Origin of the sequence: Shinella sp. HZN7, from assembly GCF_001652565.1 — a bacterium.
GTDB lineage: Bacteria > Pseudomonadota > Alphaproteobacteria > Rhizobiales > Rhizobiaceae > Shinella > Shinella granuli.
In genome coordinates this window covers 414,315-434,730 of the sequence record NZ_CP015737.1, presented here as the reverse complement: position 1 = coordinate 434,730, position 20,416 = coordinate 414,315, and the positions used below count along the sequence as shown (strand labels likewise).

At 66.0% G+C, this 20,416-nt stretch carries 18 protein-coding genes; 10 read left to right on the top strand and 8 right to left on the bottom strand.

The genetic code is table 11. The features are described 5' to 3' along the window. Positions 1-88 precede the first annotated feature (88 nt). From shn_RS24355 to shn_RS24315, 9 genes are all read left to right on the top strand, one after another. Positions 89-1,189 carry a glycoside hydrolase family 105 protein gene (locus tag shn_RS24355; protein WP_064333091.1) on the top strand — a complete coding sequence of 367 codons (1,101 nt, stop codon included), beginning with the start codon at positions 89-91 and terminating at the stop codon, positions 1,187-1,189. Continuing rightward, complete coding sequence (kduI, locus tag shn_RS24350; RefSeq protein ID WP_084438426.1) at positions 1,186-2,022, top strand: 5-dehydro-4-deoxy-D-glucuronate isomerase; 837 nt, start codon at positions 1,186-1,188, stop codon at positions 2,020-2,022. The genes shn_RS24355 and kduI overlap by 4 nt, the downstream gene beginning before the upstream one ends. Then, the gene (locus shn_RS24345) at positions 2,019-4,502 is read left to right on the top strand and encodes a hypothetical protein (RefSeq protein WP_064333090.1); all 2,484 of its coding nucleotides are present in this window, start codon (positions 2,019-2,021) and stop codon (positions 4,500-4,502) included. The genes kduI and shn_RS24345 overlap by 4 nt, the downstream gene beginning before the upstream one ends. Before the next feature lie 77 nt (positions 4,503-4,579). After that, positions 4,580-5,848 (top strand): ABC transporter substrate-binding protein, encoded by a 1,269-nt coding sequence (locus shn_RS24340; protein ID WP_064333089.1) that lies wholly within the window; start codon positions 4,580-4,582, stop codon positions 5,846-5,848. A 150-nt stretch (positions 5,849-5,998) separates the two neighbouring features. Beyond that, a complete protein-coding gene (locus shn_RS24335; RefSeq protein WP_064333088.1) occupies positions 5,999-7,018 on the top strand; it encodes a carbohydrate ABC transporter permease in 1,020 nt (339 codons plus the stop codon). Then, complete coding sequence (locus tag shn_RS24330) at positions 7,015-8,067, top strand: carbohydrate ABC transporter permease (protein ID WP_064333087.1); 1,053 nt, start codon at positions 7,015-7,017, stop codon at positions 8,065-8,067. Before shn_RS24335 ends, shn_RS24330 begins: the two co-directional genes overlap by 4 nt. A 10-nt stretch (positions 8,068-8,077) precedes the next feature. Further along, positions 8,078-9,163, top strand: a complete 1,086-nt coding sequence (locus shn_RS24325) for an ABC transporter ATP-binding protein (protein WP_064333086.1) — start codon at positions 8,078-8,080, stop codon at positions 9,161-9,163. Beyond that, the gene (gene kduD / locus shn_RS24320; protein ID WP_064333085.1) at positions 9,147-9,905 is read left to right on the top strand and encodes a 2-dehydro-3-deoxy-D-gluconate 5-dehydrogenase KduD; all 759 of its coding nucleotides are present in this window, start codon (positions 9,147-9,149) and stop codon (positions 9,903-9,905) included. The genes shn_RS24325 and kduD overlap by 17 nt, the downstream gene beginning before the upstream one ends. 9 nt (positions 9,906-9,914) lie before the next feature. Next, positions 9,915-10,805, top strand: coding sequence for a S9 family peptidase (locus shn_RS24315; protein WP_064333084.1), 891 nt, complete (start codon positions 9,915-9,917; stop codon positions 10,803-10,805). A gap of 117 nt (positions 10,806-10,922) precedes the next feature. Here the strand turns inward: shn_RS24315 and shn_RS24310 are convergent, their stop codons facing one another. The 7 genes from shn_RS24310 to shn_RS24280 all read right to left on the bottom strand — a co-directional run bounded on the left by shn_RS24310 (position 10,923) and on the right by shn_RS24280 (position 18,095). Further along, positions 10,923-11,765 carry a transporter substrate-binding domain-containing protein gene (locus shn_RS24310; RefSeq protein WP_064333083.1) on the bottom strand — a complete coding sequence of 281 codons (843 nt, stop codon included), beginning with the start codon at positions 11,763-11,765 and terminating at the stop codon, positions 10,923-10,925. A 34-nt stretch (positions 11,766-11,799) separates the two neighbouring features. Further along, positions 11,800-12,573: an ABC transporter ATP-binding protein gene (locus tag shn_RS24305; protein WP_064333288.1), complete on the bottom strand. Its 774-nt coding sequence runs from the start codon at positions 12,571-12,573 to the stop codon at positions 11,800-11,802. 2 nt (positions 12,574-12,575) lie between these two features. Beyond that, on the bottom strand, positions 12,576-13,298 hold the full coding sequence (locus shn_RS24300; RefSeq protein WP_064333082.1) for an ABC transporter permease: 723 nt from the start codon (positions 13,296-13,298) through the stop codon (positions 12,576-12,578). Continuing rightward, positions 13,295-14,017 carry an ABC transporter permease gene (locus shn_RS24295; RefSeq protein WP_064333081.1) on the bottom strand — a complete coding sequence of 241 codons (723 nt, stop codon included), beginning with the start codon at positions 14,015-14,017 and terminating at the stop codon, positions 13,295-13,297. The genes shn_RS24300 and shn_RS24295 overlap by 4 nt, the downstream gene beginning before the upstream one ends. 72 nt (positions 14,018-14,089) lie before the next feature. Next, the gene (locus shn_RS24290; protein WP_064333287.1) at positions 14,090-14,941 is read right to left on the bottom strand and encodes a transporter substrate-binding domain-containing protein; all 852 of its coding nucleotides are present in this window, start codon (positions 14,939-14,941) and stop codon (positions 14,090-14,092) included. A 60-nt stretch (positions 14,942-15,001) separates the two neighbouring features. Then, positions 15,002-16,678, bottom strand: coding sequence for a M28 family peptidase (locus shn_RS24285; RefSeq protein WP_064333080.1), 1,677 nt, complete (start codon positions 16,676-16,678; stop codon positions 15,002-15,004). Then, positions 16,671-18,095, bottom strand: a complete 1,425-nt coding sequence (locus shn_RS24280; protein WP_064333079.1) for a M20 family metallopeptidase — start codon at positions 18,093-18,095, stop codon at positions 16,671-16,673. The genes shn_RS24285 and shn_RS24280 overlap by 8 nt, the downstream gene beginning before the upstream one ends. Before the next feature lie 136 nt (positions 18,096-18,231). On the opposite strand from shn_RS24280, the gene shn_RS24275 reads away from it, so the two are divergent. Further along, positions 18,232-18,867: a GntR family transcriptional regulator gene (locus shn_RS24275; protein WP_064333078.1), complete on the top strand. Its 636-nt coding sequence runs from the start codon at positions 18,232-18,234 to the stop codon at positions 18,865-18,867. Positions 18,868-19,184: 317 nt separating this feature from the next. On the opposite strand, the gene shn_RS24270 is transcribed toward shn_RS24275, so the two are convergent. Then, positions 19,185-20,414: a CaiB/BaiF CoA-transferase family protein gene (locus shn_RS24270; protein ID WP_064333077.1), complete on the bottom strand. Its 1,230-nt coding sequence runs from the start codon at positions 20,412-20,414 to the stop codon at positions 19,185-19,187. Positions 20,415-20,416 lie beyond the last annotated feature (2 nt).

Sequence of the window (20,416 nt, the reverse complement as noted above, 5' to 3'; positions counted from 1 at the left end):
CATGAGAAAAATTTTCAGATTGCGCAAGAAAAATCACCATGCATTATCGACCCCAATTCGTCCATCGGTGACCGCAGGGAGGAGCGCCATGGGCCTTACGGGCCATGACATCAGCACCGGACTCGATCGCCTTGTCGCCGGCATGACCGGCCTCAAGCATAGCGGCCGTTTTCATGAACCGAACCTCGACGGCACGGCCGGCGACTATATCAGTTTCGACAGCTGGGAATGGCCGCAGGGCGTCGGTCTCTACGGCCTCGTGCGCCTCTGGCTGCTGACCGGGCGCGAAGACCTGCGTATGCGCGTCGAGGACTGGTATTCCTCCCAGATCGCCGCGGGGCTTCCGACCCTCAACGTCAACACGACCGCCCCGATGCTCGGTCTCTCGCTGCTCTGGGCCAGGACCCGCGACCCGCGCTGGCAGCCGGTGCTGGACGCCTGGGCGAACCGCGTGCTCTCCGAAATGGGCCGCACGCCGGAAGGCGGCTTCGAGCACCACGTCTCCGACAAGGTCAACGACAACGAACTGTGGGACGACACGCTCTACATGGTCGCGCTGTTCCTGGCCTCCTACGGACAGGCGAGCGGCCGGCGCGAACTGGTCGACGAAGCCTCCCGCCAGTTCCTCGTCCATGCGCGTTATCTCGCCGATCCCGAGACCGGCCTCTGGTTCCACGGCTGGACCTTCGACGGCCGGCACAATTTCGCCCGTGCCCGCTGGGCGCGCGGCAATGCCTGGATCACGGCCGGCGTGCTCGACCTCTTCGACCTTGCCGAACTCGACCGCCCGGTGCGGCAGTTCCTCGAAGGTGTCCTGGTCGCGCAGGTCGATGCGCTGCTCACCCTTCAGGCGCCTTCCGGCGCCTGGCGCACGCTGCTGGACGACGCTTCTTCCTACGAGGAAATCTCGGCGACCGCCGGCATCGGCTACGGCCTGCTCAAGGGCTATCGCCTCGGCCTCGGCACGCCGGCCTGGCGCGCGGCGGGCATGAAGGCGCTCGAAGCGGTGATGGACAATATCGATGAAAGCGGCACGGTGCTGAACGTCTCCTACGGCACGCGCATGGGCCACGATCTGCAATTCTACAAGGACATCCCGATCCAGCCGACCGGCTACGGCCAGGCGTTGGCCATCCTCTGCCTTGCCGAGGCACTGGAACATGTCGAGAAAGAAGGACAGGCAGCATGACGATGAAGGTACTCTACGGCGCGGCGCCGGATGACGTGAAGGGCTACGACACGCAGCGCCTGCGCGACGCGTTCCTGATGACGGACCTCTTTGCCGCCGACCGGGTCAACTTCGCCTATACCCATGTCGATCGCCTCATCCTTGGCGGCGCGATGCCGGTGGAAACCCGCCTTGCCTTCGGCTCCGGCGAGGATATCGGCACGCCTTACCTGCTCTCCGCCCGCGAGATGGGCATCGCCAATCTCGGCGGCACGGGCACCATCGCGGTGGACGGCGAGACCTTCACGCTGGAAAACCGCGACGTGCTCTATGTCGGCCGCGGTGCCCGGGAGATCGTCGTCTCCAGCCTGTCGGCGGATGTGCCGGCCCGTTTCTACATGAACTCCGTGCCCGCCGGCACCGATTTCCCGCACCGGCTGATCACCCGTAAGGAGGCGAAGCCGCTGGATCTTGGCGATACCAGGCGCTCCAACAAGCGCCGGCTCGCCATGTATATCCACCCGGAGGTCTCGCCCTCCTGCCTGCTCCTGATGGGCATCACCGATCTTGCCGAGGGCAGCGCGTGGAACACCATGCCGCCGCACCTGCACGAACGGCGCATGGAGGCCTATTGTTACTTCGACCTCGCCCCGGAAGACCGCGTCATGCACATGATGGGCCGGCCCGAGGAAACCCGTCACCTCGTCGTCGCCAATGGCGATGCGGTGCTCTCGCCCGCCTGGTCGATCCATATGGGCGCCGGCACCGGTCCCTATGCCTTCGTCTGGGGCATGACCGGCGAGAATCAGGAATACAACGACGTTTCCCCCGTAGCCGTGGCTGAGCTGAAATGACCGATACGACCTTCCATATGAGGAAGCCCCTCCTTGCGGGCGAGGCCATCCGCTACTGGCAGCTCGGCGCGATTGCCGAGGAGCGCTTCGACGTGCCGGACCAGCCGATGAAGGGCGAGATGGACCCCTTCTTCTTCCTGACCAAGCACAAGAACTTCATTCCGCACGAATATCCCTGCCGCACCGTCTTCGCCGAGCGCTATCGCGGCGCCCGGCCGGATGTGCGCGGCGCCTTCAACGCCGCCCGCTGGTGGCTGCCCTTCGGCTCGCCGCGGCTCGACCTCTCCGGCTTCTGGTTCCGCCCGACACGCCTTGCCACCTGGGCGCGGACCTTCATCGAGGCGGACACCGCCGGCACGGCCAAGGTGCGTCTCGGCACCTGCGGCGGCGCCGTCGTCTTCCTGAACGGCGCGGAAGCCGGCTGGATGGCGCCCTACAGCCGCAACCTCGAAGCCAAGGCCGAATTCGACCTGCCGCTGACGGCCGGCCTCAACGAGATCGTCCTGTTCTTCGACGATCTGGCCGAGCGTGACGCCCGCTACTTCATCCAGCTCGACTATCTCTCCGGCCCGAAGGCCGCTGTTGCCGTGCCGGTGCCCTGCGCCGGCCATGCCGTGGAGGTGGTGGAAGCCGCGCTCGACGGCATGCATTTCGACCGGCCGGCCTATTTCGACGGCGACATGACGCTGATCTTCGCCGCCCCCCTGCCGACGGACGTGCGCGTCGACGTCGCGGTCGAGGGCGATTTCATGTCCACGGAGCGCCTCGACTACGGTTTCACGCTGAAGGCCGGCGAGACCCATCTGCGTGTCGGCTCTTCAAGCGCCATGCCCGCCGACTTCCGCCATTTTCGCGTGACGCTCGATGCGAACGGCTTCGTCGCGGCGCGTTCGATCGGCGTGGAGATCTGCCACACGAAGCGCCAGGGCGAAGCGCCCGCCTCGCTTGCCGCCCGCATCGCGGAAACCCTCGACGAGATTTCGGAATTCTCCGAGCGCGACACGGTGCGCGCTTTCGCGCGCCTCGCGAGCGGCCGCGGCGGGGCGGATACGGATGCGATGATCGAGGAGATCCTGCCCTCCATCGAGGATTGCCACGACTGCGCCGACTTCTCGCTGGTGCCGCTGATCTGGTCGCGCACCACCTGGGGCAGCGCCATCGGCGCGGCGACCCGCGCGCGCATCGACCGCGCCATCCTCGGCTTCCGCTACTGGATGGACGAGCCGGGCAATGACGTGCAGTGGTATTTCTCCGAAAACCACGCGCTGCTCTTCCACACCTCGGCCTATCTTGCCGGCAACCTGCTGCCGGAAGAAACCTTCGTGCGCTCCGGCCGCAGGGGCTCGGAGCAGCGCGCCGTCGGTGCCGCGCGGGTGCGTGCCTGGCTTGATCATTTCGAGGTCTGGGAAATGGCGGAATTCAACTCCGCCCCCTATTTCCCGATCGACCTCAAGGGCCTGACGGCGCTTGCCGCCCTCGCCCCCGACGCCGACATCGCCGAACGCGCCCGCAAGGGCATCGTGCGGCTCTGCGAGATCATCGCGCGCTCGGCCCATCACGGCATGGTCACGGCGGCGCAGGGGCGCTCCTACGAACACACGCTCTGCGCCGGTCGCTCGCTGGAGCTTTCCGCGGTCGCGCGCCTGCTCTGGGGGCGCGGCTGGTACGGGCGGCGCGTCCATGCGCTGCCCCAGCTTGCCGTGTGCCTGCGCGACCATGGCCTCGTTGTGCCCGAGGCGTTCGCGGCAATCGCCAACCATCGCGGCGAAGAGCATCAGGAGTGGTGCTTCGCGCAGGGCGAGAACCGCTTTGCCACGCTCTATCACTACAAGGGCCGCGCCTTCGCCATGGGCTCGGCCGCCCATTACCGCTGGGACGAGTGGGGCTACCAGGAAACGGTGCTGCATCTTCGCATCGGCGAGCGACCGGAGGCCGCCGTCTGGATCAACCATCCCGGCGAGACGATCCAGTTCGGCTATGGCCGCCCGTCCTACTGGGGCGGCTGCGGCGCTGTCCCGCGTACCCACCAGTATCGCGGCCTCGCCGTGCTCGATTTCACCACGGTCGACGAACAGGCCGATTTCAGCCACGCCTGGTTCCCGGTCGCCGAATTCGACGAGAGCCGCGTTTCCGGCAATATCGCCCTTGCCCGCAGCGGCGGCGGCGCACTGTTCCTCAAGGGCAACGCGCCCTTCGAGAGCGTGAAGGAAGGTCCCTCGACCAATGCGGAACTGCGCCTGCATGGCCGCAGGACACGCTGGATCGTACGCGTCTGCGAGGCCCCGGGCCTTGCGGCCGTCGAGAACCGGTTCTCGGCGCTTCTCGTGCAGGAGGAGGCCGATGGCACGCTTGTCATCGAGGATCCCGACTATGGCACCGTGCGGTTCCGCGCCGACGGCTCGGCCGAGGCGGAAGGCCGCACCATCGTGCCCAAGACATTCACCGTCGCCGGCACGGCGACGATGTTATCGGCAGCTTAGCCGGCATACCCGCCTGCATGAGGCAGGCGGCTTCGAACGCAGCGGGCGGGAGGCCCGCTTTCAGGAGGAGAACGACCATGACGAAGACCAAGACCATTCTGGCGGCGCTGGCCGTCGGGCTTCTGGCATCCACGTCGGCGCTGGCCGGCGACGTGCGCATCATGTGGTATTCCGACGGCGTCGAAGGCGAGGTCCTGAAGGATCTCCTCGATCGCTTCATGCAGGAGAATCCGGGAATCAACGTCATCCTCGACAACGTTTCCTACAGCGTGGTGCGCGAGCAGCTTCCGGTGCAGCTCGAAGCGGGCGACGGTCCTGACATCGCGCGCGTCACCAACCTCAAGGCCCAGAGCCAGCACTGGCTCGACCTGCGCCCGCTCGTCGCCGACGCCGCCTACTGGGACGAGAATTTCGGTGCGCAGGCCGACTGGATGCGCCCTGACGGCTCCAACCAGATCTCCGGCTTCATGACGCAGATCACGCTCGCCGGCGGCTTTGCCAACAAGACGCTGTTCGAGCAGGCGGGCGTCGCCATTCCAGGCAAGGACGCCACCTGGGACGACTGGGCGAAGGCCGCCAAGCAGGTCGCCGAGAACCAGCAGGTGCCCTTCGCCATGGCGCTCGACCGCTCCGGCCACCGCCTGACCGGCCCGGTCCTTGCCTATGGCGCGAACTATATCGGCACCGACGGCAAGCCCGCTCTCCTCGACCAGGGCGCCAAGGACTTCCTGAAGACGTTCGTCGGCTGGATCGAGGACGGCACGATGAGCAAGGACGTCTGGGTCTCTGCGGCCGGCTCCACCTATCGCGCGGCCGCCGACGACTTCATCAACGGCCAGCTTGCCTATTACTATTCCGGCTCCTGGCAGGTGCCGAACTTCTCCACGAAGATCGGCTCGAACTTCGACTGGGTGGCAACGGGCAGCCCCTGCGGCCCTGTCAACTGCACCGGCATGCCGGGTGGCGCGGGCCTGGTGGCGATCAAGTACACCAGGAACCCGGCCGAAGTCGCCAAGGTCATGGACTACCTCGCCCGCGAAGACATCGTGAAGGAATTCTCCGAGCGCACGCTGTTCCTGCCCGCGCACAAGGGACTGCTCGCCAAGGGCCTCGACTTCAAGACCGACGACGCGCAGGCAAAGGAAGCGCTCAACGCCTTCGTCGCGGCGACCGGCTCGCTCTCCGAGCTCGCCCAGAAGCTGCCGGGCTGGTTCTGGTCCGATACGTTCTACGGGGCCATGGTGACGCGCATCAGCCAGGCGGCGGCCGGCGAAATGCCGGTGGAGGAAGCCTTCACCCGCATCGACGCCGATATCGCCGCCAAGGTGAAGGATTCCGGCCTCTAAGGGCCGGACCGCGCGCCGCCGGCAGGACAGGCGCGGAAACGCGATGCCGGCGGCATGAAGCCGCCATCTGCGGCGGGGCGCCTCCCCCGTCGCGCGCCGCAGATGGCGCCCGGCCCTGCCGGGCGGCGCCACCGGCATGGGAGGGACAGAATGAGAACGGACAATTCCGGCAAATCCGGCCTGGGCGCGATCGTGCTGGCGCCGATACATTTCCTCATGGGCATTCTCGATGCGCCGCTGCGCTGGCTGCAGCGCGTGAGCGGCATCGGCGGCATGGCGGCCTTCTTCCTGATGCCGAACATGCTGATCTTCGGCATTTTCGTGCTCCTGCCCTTCTTCATCAACTTCGCCTATTCGATGACCGGCGGCACCGCGCTCTTCCTGCCCGACCGCTCCTTCGTCGGGGCCGGGCAATATGCGCGCCTCTTCGATTGCGGCAGCTATCTGGAACCGGGCAGTTGCGTGGAGGACACGTTCTGGACCGCGGTGAAGAACACCGCCTGGTTCGTCGTGCTCCAGGTCACGCTGATGATCCTCGTCTCGCTCGTCACGGCCCTCATCCTCAACCGCGACCTTGCCGCGCGCAGCTTCTGGCGGGCGGTGTTCTTCTTCCCCGTGCTGCTCTCGCCCGTCGTCGTCGGTCTCATCTGGAAGTGGATCCTGCAGCGCCAGGGCCTCCTCAATTTCGGACTCTACAGCCTCGGCTTCGATCCCTATGTCTGGCTCAACGACCGCAACTGGGCCTTCGCCGCCACCATCGGCGTGTCGATCTGGGCGCATATGGGCTTCTACACGCTCATCCTGCTCGCCGGCCTGCAGGCGATCCCGAAGGACCTCTACGAGGCCGCCGAGATGGACGGCACCCGGCCGGCACGCGCCTTCTGGCGCATCACGCTGCCGCTCCTGATGCCCAACCTCCTCGTCGTCGTCGTGCTCGTTCTCATCCGCGCCGTACAGATCTTCGATGAGGTTTACGTCTTGACCGGCGGCGGGCCTGGCACCAGCACGCTCTATCTCACGCAGTACATCTACGAGACGGGTTTTGCCGCGCAACTGCGCAATCCCGGCCTTGCCGCCGCCGCCTCCATCCTCATGGGCGCCGTGCTCGTCGTGCTCACACTGCTCCAGCTCGGCCTCGGCCGCTCCGAAAAGAAGGGAGGCCGAAAATGAGCGGGATGATACGCTTCCTCACGCGCCGCAGGGGCGGCAAGGGCTGGCACTGGACCGATATCGTCACCTGGGCCTGGCTCATCGGCGGTCTTCTCATCATGTTCGGCCCCGCCGTCTGGCTGGTGGGCTCTTCCTTCAAGTCGCCGGCGGCCCTTGCCGAATTCCCGCCCACCATCCTGCCCTATGTCACGCAGAAGGTGACGGTCGAAGGTTACGACAAGCCGCTCGACCTCTACGAGGCGACGCTGGAGGACGGCTCGACGGCGGTGCTGGCGGAAGTGCGCCGCATCGGCGTCGTCAGCCAGATGGTCGATCCCAAGAACCCCGGCGAGATCGTCAAGGTCAACATCGCCAAGCGCATGCCGGTCCGGGAAATGTCCTTCGCCACGGACAACTACACCGAGCCCTTCACCCATTTCGATTTCGTGCGCTACCTCTGGAACTCCGTCTTCGTGACGGTGACGGCGACGCTGATCACGCTCGTCGTCAATTCCATGGCGGCCTTCGCACTCAGCAAATACGAGTTCCGCGGCCGCACGCTGGCGATGCTTTTGATCCTCGCCACGCTGATGGTGCCGCTCTCCGTCATCATGGTGCCACTCTATTCCATCGTGTCGGCGCTCGGTCTCTTCAACAATCTGTGGGGCGTGATCCTGCCGACGGTGGCGACGCCGACAGGCGTCTTCATCCTGCGCCAGTACATGCTCACCATACCGGACGAACTGGTCGACGCCGCGCGCATGGACAAGGCCTCCGAATGGCAGATCTACTGGCGCATCATCCTGCCGCTGACGGCGCCGGCGCTGGCGGTGCTCGCCATCTTCTCCGTCGTCTGGCGCTGGAACGACTTCCTGTGGCCGCTCATCGTGCTCTCGCGCAAGGAGCTCTACACGCTGCAGGTCGGCCTCAGCATCTATTCCGGCGAACTGAACGTGCAGTGGCACTTCATCCTCGCCATGACCGTCGTGACCATGATCCCGGTCGTGCTGGTCTTCATCTTCCTGCAGCGCTTCATCACCACCGGCATCGCCGGCACCGGGCTGAAATAAGGGGGGCACCATGGGCCATATCAAGCTCACCAACGTGAAGAAATCGTTCGGCGCCGTCGACGTCATCCACGATGTCAACCTGGAGATCGAGGACGGCGAGTTCGTCGTCTTCGTCGGCCCGTCGGGCTGCGGCAAGTCCACGCTGCTGCGCATGATCGCCGGCCTCGACCGGCCGACCAGCGGCGATCTCGCTATCGACGGCAAGGTGGTCAACACCGTGCCGGCCGCCGACCGCGGCCTTGCCATGGTCTTCCAGTCCTACGCGCTCTACCCGCATATGAGCGTGCGCCAGAACCTCGCCTTCGGCCTCGAAAACACCCGCATGCCGAAGGACGAGATCGCCGCGCGCATCGGGGAAGCCGCGCGCATGCTGGAGATCGAGGCCTATCTCGACCGCCGGCCGGGCCAGCTCTCGGGCGGCCAGCGCCAGCGCGTCGCCATCGGCCGCGCCATCGTGCGCCGTCCCGTCGCCTTCCTGCTCGACGAGCCGCTGTCGAACCTCGACGCGGAGCTGCGCGGCTCCACCCGCGCCGAGCTTGCCGCCCTCCACGCCCGCCTCTCCGCCACGATGATCTATGTCACCCACGACCAGGTCGAGGCCATGACGCTGGCGGACCGCATCGTCGTGCTGCGCGCCGGGCGCATCGAGCAGGTCGGCACGCCGCTCGACCTCTACAACCGCCCCGCCAACCGTTTCGTCGCCGGCTTCATCGGCTCGCCGCACATGAACTTCCTCGACGGCACGGTGGAGACATCGGGGGCGGGCCGGAGCGTCGTGGCGCTCGCCGGCGGCCAGAAGCTGGAACTGCCCTCGACCGGCATCGCCGGCAAGGCGGGTTCGCGCGTGACCGTCGGCGCGCGCCCGCACCACATCACGCTCGGCCGCAGCGAAAGCAGCCTTTCGGCAAAACTCACGCTCGTCGAGGCGCTCGGCGCCGAGACCGTGCTGCATGCCGATCTCGCCGGCCAGAAGATCCTCGTCGTCGCGCCGGGCCAGCATGACCTTGCGCCGGGCCAAAGCATCGAGCTGTCGCTCGCCGCAGCGCCGATCCACCTCTTCGACGAAAGGGGGCTGCGCCTTGAACACGCTGTTTGACCTCACCGGCAAGGTCGCGCTCGTCACCGGCGCGCGCACCGGCCTCGGCCAGGGCATGGCGCTGGCGCTTGCAAAAGCAGGCGCCGACATCGTCGCCCTCGGTTCTTCCGCCATGCCCGAGACGGCGGAACGGGTGGCCGCGATGGGCCGCCGCTTCCATGCCATGACGGTCGATCTTTCCAAACCGTTCGATGCCGGCGCCGTCCTCGTCGAGGCCGTCTCGACGGCCGGCGGCGTGGACATCCTCGTCAACAATGCCGGAATCATCCGCCGGGCCGACCTGCTCGAGTATTCGGAGGACGACTGGAACAGCGTCATCGACGTCAATCTGACGGCCGTCTTCCGGCTGTCGCAGGCCGCCGCCCGCCACATGGTGGCGACGAAACGGCCCGGCCGCATCGTCAACGTCGCCTCCATGCTCAGTTTCCAGGGCGGCATCCGCGTGCCCGCCTACACCGCCTCCAAACACGGCATTGCCGGCCTCACCAAGGCGATGGCGAACGAGCTTGCCCCGCACGGCATCACCGTCAACGCCATCGCGCCCGGCTACATGGCGACGGACAACACCGAGGCGCTGCGCGGCGACCCGGACCGCAACGCCCAGATTTCCGCCCGCATTCCCATGGGCCGCTGGGGCACGCCCGGCGATCTCGACGCGGCGGTGCTGTTCTTCGCCTCCCCCGCCGCCGGCTATGTCACCGGAACGGTGCTGCCCGTCGACGGCGGCTGGCTCATTCGGTAGGCACGCATCATGACGATCTCCTCCGAGCGGCTCCGGCTGCTCACCGGCTTTGCCGAAACCGAACTGCGGCTGGAGGAAAGCCTTGTCGAAACGCGCGAGGACCATGCTGTCGAGCGCCTGCGCTTCCGCCTGCCCGAAGGCACACCGGTACGCGGGCTTCTGACGCGGCCGCTTTCGCACGAAGGCACGCATCCCGCCATCCTCTACGCTCATGCCCATGGCAACAGATATGAGGTGGGCGCAAGCGAACTGACGGAGGGTCGCCCTGCCCTGCTCAATCCGCCGGGGCCGGTGCTGGCACGCGAGGGCTATGTGACGCTCTCCATCGACATGCCGACCTTTGGCGAGCGCGCAAACATCACGGAAAGCGCGGCGGTGAAGGCCGCGCTCTGGCAGGGGCGGACGCTGTGCGGCCAGATGCTCGGCGAACAGGCCGCCGCCCTTGCCTGGCTTGCGGCCCGACCAGATGTCGACCCCGCCCGCATCGGCATGACGGGCCTTTCCATGGGCGCAACGCTCGCCTATTTCCTCGCCGCCCTGGACACGCGCATCGCCGCCGTCGCCCATCTCTGCTGCTACACCGATTTCGCAACGCTCGTGGAAACCGGCGCGCACGACCTGCACGGCCACTATCTCACCATGCCCGGCCTCCTGGCGGAGACCTCCACCGGTGAAATCGCCGGCCTCGTGGCGCCGCGCCCGCAGCTCGTCTGCATCGGCTCGGAAGACCCGTTGACGCCGCCACTTGCCGTCGAACGTGCCTTCCGGCAGACGGCCGGCGCCTATTTTCGCGCTGCGGCCTCCGATCGGCTTGCGCTCCTCAGCGAAGCAGGTACCGGCCACCGGGAAACAGCGCATATGCGCAAGGCGGTGCTGGATTTCTTCAAGGAATATCTTTGAACGCGCAGGTGGAAAAGTCGCCGGGCCTCCATTGCCGGAAAACCCGGCTTCAGCGATCCAGAGCGTGACGCCGATCACCACCATTTGCGGCGGTGATCGGGAAATCGATGATGGACGTTATTGCGGTGTCAGATCGAAGCCGAACCACTTTTCCGACAGGCGCTTGATGGTGCCGTCGGCTATTGCCGCTTCGATGGCTCCGTCGAACCTGGCCTTGAGGGCAGTGTCTTCCTTGCGCAGGCCCACGGAGCTGCCGGCACCGAGCATGCCGCCCTGGAATCGCGGACCGGCGATGACCATGTCGGAATTGGTCGGCTTCTCGACTGCGGTCACCAGGTACCCCATCGAGGCCATGGTGAGATCGACACGGCCAGCGATCACGTCGAGATCATGTTGCTCGGTGGTCTTGTATTCGCGGACCTCGACCGCGTCCTTCAGGTATTCATTGATGAAGCGGGCGGCGATGGATGCGGTCTGCACGCCGATGACCTTGCCCTTGAGCAGCGGCTTCAGCTCCTCCGCGGCCTTGCGCGCGCCGGCTTCGTTGGTCGCCAGCGAGAAGAGTTCGCCCTTCATCGGCAGATCCGCGAGCGGGCTTCCCTTCAGCGTGGCGAACGACTGGCCGGTGCTGCCATAGGAAATGGAGAAGTCGATGATTTCCTTGCGCTTGTCGGTGGCGGACATGCCGGCCATGATGGCGTCGAACTTGCCGGCGGTGAGCGCCGGGATCATGCCGTCGAAGGCCTGGGCGACGAAGGTGCATTCGATCTTCATGCGGGCGCAAAGGTCGTTGCCCAGCTCGACGTCGTAGCCATCGAGCGTGCCGTCGGGACGCGTGAGATTGTAGGGTGGGAAGGCGCCCTCGGTGGCGATGGTGATCTTGTCCCCGGCCGATGCGGCCGGCGCAAAGGCGGCGGCGACGGCCAGCGTCGCTGCCAGGACGATTGCATGTTTGTGCATTGAATTCCCCTTTTCGTTTCGATGCAGTGATTGGTTATTTGCTGATGAACTGGCGGAAGCGCTCGGAACGGGCGTTGCCGAAGACATCCGCCGGCGTTCCCTGCTCCTCGATCTCGCCCTTGTGCAGGAACACGACGCGGCTCGAGACGTCCCGGGCGAACCCCATCTCGTGGGTGACGACCAGCATGGTGCGTCCCTCTTCGGCCAGAGCACGCATGACGCGCAGCACCTCGCCGACCAGCTCCGGGTCGAGCGCCGAGGTCGGCTCGTCGAACAGCATGACCTTCGGCCGCATGGCGAGCGCGCGGGCAATGGCGGCCCGCTGCTGCTGGCCGCCGGACAGATGCGCCGGATAGGCGTTCCGCTTCTCGGCGATGCCGACCTTCTCCAGGAGCGCCTCCGCCTCCTCGATGCATTCCGCACGCGCTCGCTTCTGCACATGGATCGGCGCTTCGATCAGGTTTTCGAGGACCGTCTTGTGGGTCCAAAGATTGAAGCTCTGGAACACCATTCCAAGACCGGTACGGATCCGGTCGACCTGCCGCTGGTCGGCGGGCCGGCTCCTGCCGTGCGCCGCCGGAACGAGGCGGATCGTCTCGCCCGCCACCGTGATGGTTCCCGCATCGGGCGTCTCCAGCATGTTGATGCAGCGAAGCAGCGTGGATTTGCCGGAGCCGGACGATCCGAGGATCGAGATCACCTCGCCCTGGTGTGCGTCGAGGGAGATGCCCTTCAACACCTTGACGGCGCCGAAGCTCTTGTGAAGGTCCTTCACGACCACCACGGGTTCGGACGGGATTTCGGACATGGTCATGGGCTGTCTCCAGTCTCCCGCAATCGGGTTGGCAGGGGCTGGCGCAGATGGCCGCTCAGCCGGTATTCGAGGAACGCGACGCAGCGCGTCAGGACGAAGTTGATGGCGAGATAGATGGCACCGGCGACAAGGAAGACCTCGATCGCCCGGTAGGTCTCGGAAATGATCCTGGCCGCCACGCCGGTGATCTCCATGATCGTGATGATCGAGGCGAGCGAAGTGGCCTTCACCATGGAGATCATCTCGTTGCCGTAGCCGGGCAGCGCCTGACGGATGGCGAGCGGCAGCACGATGCGCCGGAAGGCGAGGAACCGGGACATGCCGCAGGCCCGCGCCGCCTCGATCTGCCCCTGCGGAACCGAAAGCAGCCCACCGCGGATGATCTCGCCCGAATAGGCGGCCGTGTTCATCATCAGCGCGATGACGGCGCACCAGTAGGGCTCCCGCAGGATCGGCCAGACGACGCTGTGGCGCACTTCGGGGAACTGGCTGAGACCGTAGTAGATCAGGAAGATCTGCACCAGGAGCGGCGAACCGCGGAAGACGTAGATGTAGAAGCGCGCCGGCCAGTCGAGGATGCGCAGGCCGGACGTGCGGCAAAGCGCGAGCAGCAAGGCCAGCACGGCGCCGAGACCCACGGCCGTCACCGCCAGCCGGAGCGTCGTCGGCACGGCCGCGATGAGCTCCAGGAAGGTCTCCCACATGAAGACGAAGTTCATGACGCCCTCCCGGTTCCGCGCCGGCTGCGCTTTTCGGCCAGTTGCAGCGCGAGGCCCGAGAAGGTGGAGATCGCGAGATAGAGGGCGGCCGCGACGACGTAGAAATCGAACGGCCTTCCGGTCGAGCCGGCGCCGATCTGCGACTGGCGGAGCAGTTCCACGACGCCGGTGATGGAGACGAGGGCCGACTCCTTCAAAACGACCTGCCACACGTTGCCGAGGCCAGGCAGTGCGTGGCGCAGCGTGAGCGGGGCAACGATACGGCGGAACCGCAGCATCCGCGGCATGCCGCACGCGACCGCCGCCTCGATTTCGCCGGGATGGACCGCGCGAAAGGCGCCGCGAAACACTTCGGTGTGCTGCGCCCCCGACGTGACGCCGACGGCAAGGGCACCGGCGAGAAATCCGGGGAAGCTGATGAAGCCCTCGTTGCCGAACAGCCGCCCGACCGCCGAGATGGCGGCCGATCCTCCGAAATAGAAGAGGTAGATGACGAGCAGGTCCGGAATGCCGCGCAGGACGGTGGTGTAGGTGCCGGCGACGGCGCGGGCCGCCGGGCCACCGGCGATCTTCGCCCAGGCGCCGAAAATGCCGATGACGGCCCCGATCGCAAAGCCGGATACGGCGATCAGCACGGTCATCACGGCGCCGGCGGCAAGCGCGGCGCCCCAGCCGTCCGGCCCGAAGCCGAAGATCTCGAAAAAGCCAGGTGAATTCATGCGCGATCCTTCCGCACGCTGTCAGCGATCATTGAGGGGCCGCCCCGCGATGGCAGGGGCGGCGCGACCTCTCTACTGGTCAAAGGACGGCGTCAGGTCGAGCTTGCTCCATTTTTCCGAAAGGCTCCTGATGACCCCTTCGGCGGCCGCCTCCTTGATGGCGGCATCGAACTTTTCCTTGAGGTCGGTCTCGCCCTTGCGCAGACCCATGGCCACTTCCGTTGCCAGCATGGCGCCCTTCAGCAGCGGGCCGGCCATGGCGAGATCCTCGTTTCCGGGCTTGGCGAGCATCGAGGTGCCGTAGACGCCGCTGTCGAAGCCTGCGTCGATGCGGCCCGCCTTGAGATCGAGGTCGCGCTCGGCGGAATTCTTGTAGGTGCGAACCGTCACGCTCTCGCCGAAATAGGCGTTGATCAACTGTTCCTGGCTTGTCGACTGGACGACGCCGATGGTCTTGCCCTTCAGCATGGTCCCGATTTCGGCCATCACCGGATCGGCCGTCGCCTTGTCATTGAGGTTCAGCCGCTCGCCGGCCATGGGCAGCGCGGCGACAGGGCCATCCTTGAGGACGATGAAGGTGGCGACACCCGAGGCATAGGGCACGGTGAAGTCCACCACTTCCTTGCGCTTGGCATTGATGCCCAGCGTCATGATCAGGTCGAACTTGCCGGCGTTCAGGCTCGGGATCATCGCACTCCATTCGCCGGTGATGAGCTCGCATTCCACCTTGGCCCGGGCGCAGAGATCATCGATGACCTCGACGTCGAGACCCGTGAGAGCGCCCTTGGAGTCGAGCGCGTTCCATGGCGGGAAGGCGCCTTCGATGCCCACCTTGACATGGGTCCAGTCCTTCGCGCCTGCCGGTGCGACGGCTGCGGACAGGGCCATTGCGGTCACGGCCGCAAGAATTCCCAGCTTGGTCATTTCGAATTCCCCTTTCTTCGAACCGGCCTTCTGTCCGGTCCTGTTGAATCGCACTGGTGGCTAGAGTGCCGCCAGCGCGGCTTTGGCTTCCCGCAATGCGTATGCGGCAAGATTCCTGCATTGCCGTGCATGCACGGCATGAAAGAGCACGTCCTCGCCCGCCTCAGCGGCCGCCAGCGCGCGCAGCCCGTCGAGCGACGGCCAGGGCGCATGAGGCAGGGCGCTGTCGTGAACGAAGCGGTTGCCTTGCGTGTAGTTGAGCGGCACCAGCAGCCGGGCGACCCGCATCAGCGCCCGATTGATCGCGTGCGCTGCTGCGCCGGTCGCCGAGGCCGCTCGCACCCTGACCGCCTCGGTCAGCTCGCCGAGTCGCTGCGCCTCGGCGATCAGCGGCGTGACATCGAACCGGCCGGCGAGATCGGTGCCGATCCGTTCGAGTTCGCGCTGCAGCGACGCCGCGGTGGCGCCGTAGTCGAGCGGCAGCACCTCGTCCGTCAGCAGCCTGTCCAATACGCGCAGCACGATGCGCGTGTCGCGGACGAGATTGGCGGGATCGATATGCTCGGCGGTGTCTTGGGGCGTGTGCCACCACCAGCCGAGCGCCGTCGGCATCCTGACCGGCCCGGGCGGCTGATGGCTGAGACTGCCGAACATCGAGGGCAGGCCCACGCCCCAGAAGGACTGGTCGGCCGCCCGGCCGTGGCGCCGCCCTGCATGCACCTGACCGGTCTCCGCCAGCACGGCCTCGGCGGCAAGCGCCTTCAGCTCGTCGATGACGGCGGAATTGGTGAGGACGTCCGCACCTTCGCCGCCGGTGGAATCGACGTTGACATGCGCTACGCAGCGCCGGTCAAGTTCGTCCCAATATTCGTCCGCATACCAGGCCGACCCCGAATAGCGCCCATGGGAATGGCCCGACCAGAAGCAGAGGCGCAGGCCCCGGCGCCAGCGGCCCCGGCCTTCGGCCAGCAGCCGCGCCGCCTCCAGCATGGTGGCGTTGGCGCCGCCATTGTCCATGACGCCGAAATGCCAGGTATCGTGATGGCCGGAGAACAGGACGAAGGGCCGTTCGGCATCGGTCGTATCGAAGGCGTCGAGCTCCGCGACGAGGATCGGCGTCTTGCGCCAGCCCGTGTCGACGCTCGCCCACATGGTTGCGCTGACGGTCTCCCCGGACTTGCAGCGCTCCCGCAGAGCCGCGCCGGCTTCTGCGGCGATGGTGCAGATCACGGCGGCCGGCAGTTGATCGCGGGTGAGCTGCGAAGGACTGCCCCAGACCGGCGAGACGCACATCTCGTAGAGCAGTTCGTTCGGGCTGACATGAATAAGCCCCGCGGCACCGTGATCGCGCGCCTGCGCTGCGACCTCTTCGGTCGCAATCCCATCGACCAGAACGATCCGTCCCTGCGCGTCGAGGCGGGCGAAATCCACCGGGCCGCCGTCGCCGCCGTAGACGACCTCGGCCGTCAGGCCGTCGGCAGGGCTGGAGGCGGACATGGAATGGGTGATGCAGCGGATATCGCCGCCCTCGACCCTCAGCCGGGCCTCGCCGGGCAGGCTGATATAGGCATCGTGCTCGATGATCCGAGTCTCATAGCCATAGGAGGCCATCTGCCGCTGGAGATAGGCGAAGCTCTCGCGCTCCTGCGGCGTGCCGGAGAGTTTCACACGCCTGGCGAATTCTCCGATATGGGCCATCAGCCGGTCACGGTCCGGCTCGAAGGAACGCTCAGGCATCGGCCTTCTCCGGCAGTGGCGGATTGACGTCGTCGGGGATCGGATTGACGAAGGGCGTGCCTTCCAGCCGGGCGGCATGGTCGGCCTTGGCGGCGGCGATCTCCTGCGGATCGGCAAGGAGATCGACCGCCGTGCCGGCCATGACCTTGGCCGCGTGGATCATGCCCTTGTGCGCGGCCGGCAACTTGCCCTGGGCGACGAGCTGCCAGGAATGGCCCGGCGTTCCCACGGCATAGGTCGCACCACGCATCTGCACCGTCGGCACCACCCAGCTGACCGTGCCGACATCGGTCGAGCCGACCAGCGTTCCATCGCCGCTTTCCGGCGGGAAGATCACGTCGCAAAGGGGAACGCCCTTGCGCACCTTGAGGCCGAAACGGCCGAACGAAGCGGCGATATCGGCATCGCTGAACGTGCGCTGGAATTGCGCCGCGCGATCGCGGTCGGCATCGTCGAACTCCGGAGGCCCAAGGCGTTCGAGGTTGCGGTGCATCAGTTGCTCCAGCGGCGTGTTGCCGACCAGATTGGCATCGCCGCTCACCACCGCGTCGCTGACGGACGTTCCCGTCATCAGGGCGGCCCCCCGGGCGACGTCCTTCACCCGCTCCACGAGTTCGAGCAGTTCCGGCAGCGTCCGCGCCCGGACGAGATACCGCACGGACGCCCTGGCCTGCACGACATTCGGCGCATGGCCGCCGGTATCGGTGATGGCGTAGTGGATGCGCGCGGTGGACGGCATGTGTTCGCGCAGATAATTCACGCCGACATTCATGAGTTCGACGGCATCGAGCGCGCTGCGTCCCAGATGGGGAGAGGCTGATGCGTGCGATGCGCGTCCGATGAAGCGGAACACGATTTCGTTGCAGGCAAGCGACAGGGGATTGTTGACGCCGGCGAAAGCGGCGGGATGCCAGGAAATGGCGATGTCGACATCGTCGAAGACGCCGGCGCGGACCATGAAACCCTTGGAGGAACCGCCTTCTTCGGCCGGGCAGCCGTAATAGCGTACACGGCCCGGCAGGCCGTTCTTCTTCAGGTAGTCCTTGACGGCCGCCGCCGCCAGCATGGAGCCGGACCCCAGCAGATTGTGCCCGCAGCCGTGGCCGTTTCCACCGTCCACCATCGGCCGCTCTTCCGCGACGCCCGCTTCCTGGCTGAGGCCGGGCAGAGCGTCGAATTCGCCGAGGATGGCGATGACCGGACCGCCCTCGCCGGCCTCGCCCATGAGGGCGGTGGGCATGCCCGCGATGCCGCGCTCGACGCGGAAACCTTCCGCCTCCAGCATTGCGACCTGCTCGGCGCTCGAGCGGTACTCCTCGTAGTTCGTTTCAGGCGTGTCCCAGATGCGGTCGCTAAGAGCCGCAAAGGCCGGCCCCTTTTCGTCAACCAGCGCCCAAACCGCATCCGCATTCTTCATCGATCCGCCTCGATTTCAATGTTATCCAAAATTGGCACCAATTTATGCTCCGATTTTGGATTTACGCAAGAGCCTGCGCCGATTATATTTTCGCACGAAGCACATTGGGGCTCGACGCTATGGGAGATTGGGGCGGATGAAGACGATGAAGCCGAAGGAAAGCGAGGCGGTGCAGACCGTCGACGTGACGGACCTCATCCTCCACGACATCCAGACGGGCGTCCTTGCCCCGGGATCATGGCTGAAGCAGATCGATCTCGAGAGGCGGTACAGTTGCGGCAGGCCGGATGTTCGGCGCGCGCTGGACCGCTTGACGCAGAAAAGGATCGTGGAGCATGTCCCGAACAGGGGCTATCACGTCTTCGAGCCGGACGGGGATCGCGCGCGGCAGGTCAGCGAGATCCGCATATTGCTTGAAACCGGTGTTGCGGAAAAGATCGTCGAGAATGCCACCGCGGATGCGGTCGCGGAATTGCGACAGCTCGCCGACCGATTTGATTCCGTCATTCTGAATGGAACGACGATCGATCTTTATGAAGCCAACCTGGCGTTTCACCACACCTTGCTATCGCTTTGCGGCAATGTCGAGCTGGTGAACCTTATAGCCGAGATCCGGCAGCGCACGTCTTCCGCGCCGGTCTCGCAATGGATCACGCGCGCGCGAATCCAGCAGTCGAGCCTGGAACACTACGAGATGGTCGATGCCATCGCGATGAAGGACGTCGAGAAGCTGAAATCGGTAACCGTGCGGCATATTCGACAGATTTCCTGACATCACATCCGGTTGCATCTGCCCAGTTCCAGGACGCCGGTATGGTGAGGCCACCAAAGAAGACGGGCGGAACGATTGCCAGTGTCTTTAGACGACCATTTCGGGGCTGGCGCAGGGCACCTCGACCTTCCGGCTCCTTGCCGCGCAGAACCACGATGCTCTGCGCCCCGTATCCACGCTGGCCATATTGGTATGCCTATACCATCGCAGTGGACACTCACGCCGGGTCCGGTCCACGCTGCGTAGGTCGCCCTGACACGATCGCCATGACCATGGAACAAACATTGTTCGGTTCACATGAATGATGCTTGCCCACCCTATTCAGGGGCCGGGTCCGAATACGCGACCCCGGACGCGAGCCAGGCGTCGACCTGCTCGTTCGCATAGCCGAATTCCCGCAGGATCTCGCGGGTATGCTGGCCGACCAGCGGCGCCGGCCGGCGGATCGTCGCAGGCGTCTCGGAGTGGCGCACCGCGGGCGCTATGACCTTGACCGTGCCGGCGCGCGGATGCTCGTAGCTCGTCACCAGGCCCATGTGGCGCACCTGTGGGTCCTCGGCAGCCCGGAGGTGGGACTTCACCTCGCCGCACCAGATGTCGGCGGCCAGCAAGGCCTCCAGCAGCGCCGCCGTCGTCCATTTTCCGGTCTCCGCCGCCAGCCGGCGCCAGATCTCGTCGCGTTGCGCAAAGAGCTTTTCGGGATCGTCATAGACGAGAAGCTCGTCGTTGCCGAGCACGCCGACGAGCGTGCGGTAGGGGCTCATGGCGATCGTCACCCAGCCGTCCCGGGTCGGATAGGTGCCGAACGGCGCATCCATGCCGGGATGGCCGATGCCCGAACGCGGCCGCTGGAAATCCTCGTTGAAGTTCAGCGCCATCACCATTTCCTGGTTCTGGTGCGCGAGCATGCCGGCCAGGAGATTCACCTTGACCTCCTGCCCCTGTCCGGACTTCTCGCGCCAGTAAAGCGCCGAGAGAATGCCGTAGACCATGTTCATCGCGCCGATCTGGTCGGAAAAGCCGGCGCCGACGGGCGTCGGGGGTGCGTCGGCCTGCCCTGTCGCCGCCATGATGCCGGTAAGTCCCTGCACGAGCATGTCCTGGCCCGGCCGGTCGACATAGGGACCGTCCTCGCCGTACCCGGAACCGGAGCAATAGATGATCCGCGGATTGACCGCCCGGAAATCCTCGTATCCGTAGCCCATCGCCTTCATGACGCCGGGCCGGAAGTTCTGGACCACGATGTCGGCGCTCTTCGCCATCTCCATGAGGACGCCATGCACGTCCGGGGATTTGAGGTTCAGCGCGATCGAACGCTTGTTGCGGTTCCAGGCAAGAAAGTTCGGGCTCTCGCTGCCGCCCACCCATTTGTTGCGGAAGGTCAGCGAGCGGAAGAGATCGCCCTTGCCGGGACGCTCGACCTTGATGACGTCCGCCCCCATGTCGGCCAGAAGCTGCGTGGCGAAGGGGCCTTGCAGGAGGTGCGAGAAATCGAGGATGCGGATGCCTGCGAGGGCGGCGGGCGTGGACGTCTGGGTCTCGGTCATGG

What these genes read in the sequence shown, in the direction of transcription:
- shn_RS24305 (WP_064333288.1), bottom strand. Translation starts at nt 12,573, where the DNA reads ATGTCCGAAATCCCGTCCGAACCCGTGGTGGTCGTGAAGGACCTTCAC.
- shn_RS24325 (WP_064333086.1), top strand. Translation starts at nt 8,078, where the DNA reads ATGGGCCATATCAAGCTCACCAACGTGAAGAAATCGTTCGGCGCCGTC.
- shn_RS24355 (WP_064333091.1), top strand. Translation starts at nt 89, where the DNA reads ATGGGCCTTACGGGCCATGACATCAGCACCGGACTCGATCGCCTTGTC.
- shn_RS24315 (WP_064333084.1), top strand. Translation starts at nt 9,915, where the DNA reads ATGACGATCTCCTCCGAGCGGCTCCGGCTGCTCACCGGCTTTGCCGAA.
- shn_RS24270 (WP_064333077.1), bottom strand. Translation starts at nt 20,414, where the DNA reads ATGACCGAGACCCAGACGTCCACGCCCGCCGCCCTCGCAGGCATCCGC.
- shn_RS24345 (WP_064333090.1), top strand. Translation starts at nt 2,019, where the DNA reads ATGACCGATACGACCTTCCATATGAGGAAGCCCCTCCTTGCGGGCGAG.
- shn_RS24280 (WP_064333079.1), bottom strand. Translation starts at nt 18,095, where the DNA reads ATGAAGAATGCGGATGCGGTTTGGGCGCTGGTTGACGAAAAGGGGCCG.
- kduI (WP_084438426.1), top strand. Translation starts at nt 1,186, where the DNA reads ATGACGATGAAGGTACTCTACGGCGCGGCGCCGGATGACGTGAAGGGC.
- shn_RS24330 (WP_064333087.1), top strand. Translation starts at nt 7,015, where the DNA reads ATGAGCGGGATGATACGCTTCCTCACGCGCCGCAGGGGCGGCAAGGGC.
- shn_RS24300 (WP_064333082.1), bottom strand. Translation starts at nt 13,298, where the DNA reads ATGAACTTCGTCTTCATGTGGGAGACCTTCCTGGAGCTCATCGCGGCC.
- shn_RS24275 (WP_064333078.1), top strand. Translation starts at nt 18,232, where the DNA reads ATGAAGACGATGAAGCCGAAGGAAAGCGAGGCGGTGCAGACCGTCGAC.
- shn_RS24295 (WP_064333081.1), bottom strand. Translation starts at nt 14,017, where the DNA reads ATGAATTCACCTGGCTTTTTCGAGATCTTCGGCTTCGGGCCGGACGGC.
- shn_RS24335 (WP_064333088.1), top strand. Translation starts at nt 5,999, where the DNA reads ATGAGAACGGACAATTCCGGCAAATCCGGCCTGGGCGCGATCGTGCTG.
- shn_RS24285 (WP_064333080.1), bottom strand. Translation starts at nt 16,678, where the DNA reads ATGCCTGAGCGTTCCTTCGAGCCGGACCGTGACCGGCTGATGGCCCAT.
- shn_RS24290 (WP_064333287.1), bottom strand. Translation starts at nt 14,941, where the DNA reads ATGACCAAGCTGGGAATTCTTGCGGCCGTGACCGCAATGGCCCTGTCC.
- shn_RS24340 (WP_064333089.1), top strand. Translation starts at nt 4,580, where the DNA reads ATGACGAAGACCAAGACCATTCTGGCGGCGCTGGCCGTCGGGCTTCTG.
- shn_RS24310 (WP_064333083.1), bottom strand. Translation starts at nt 11,765, where the DNA reads ATGCACAAACATGCAATCGTCCTGGCAGCGACGCTGGCCGTCGCCGCC.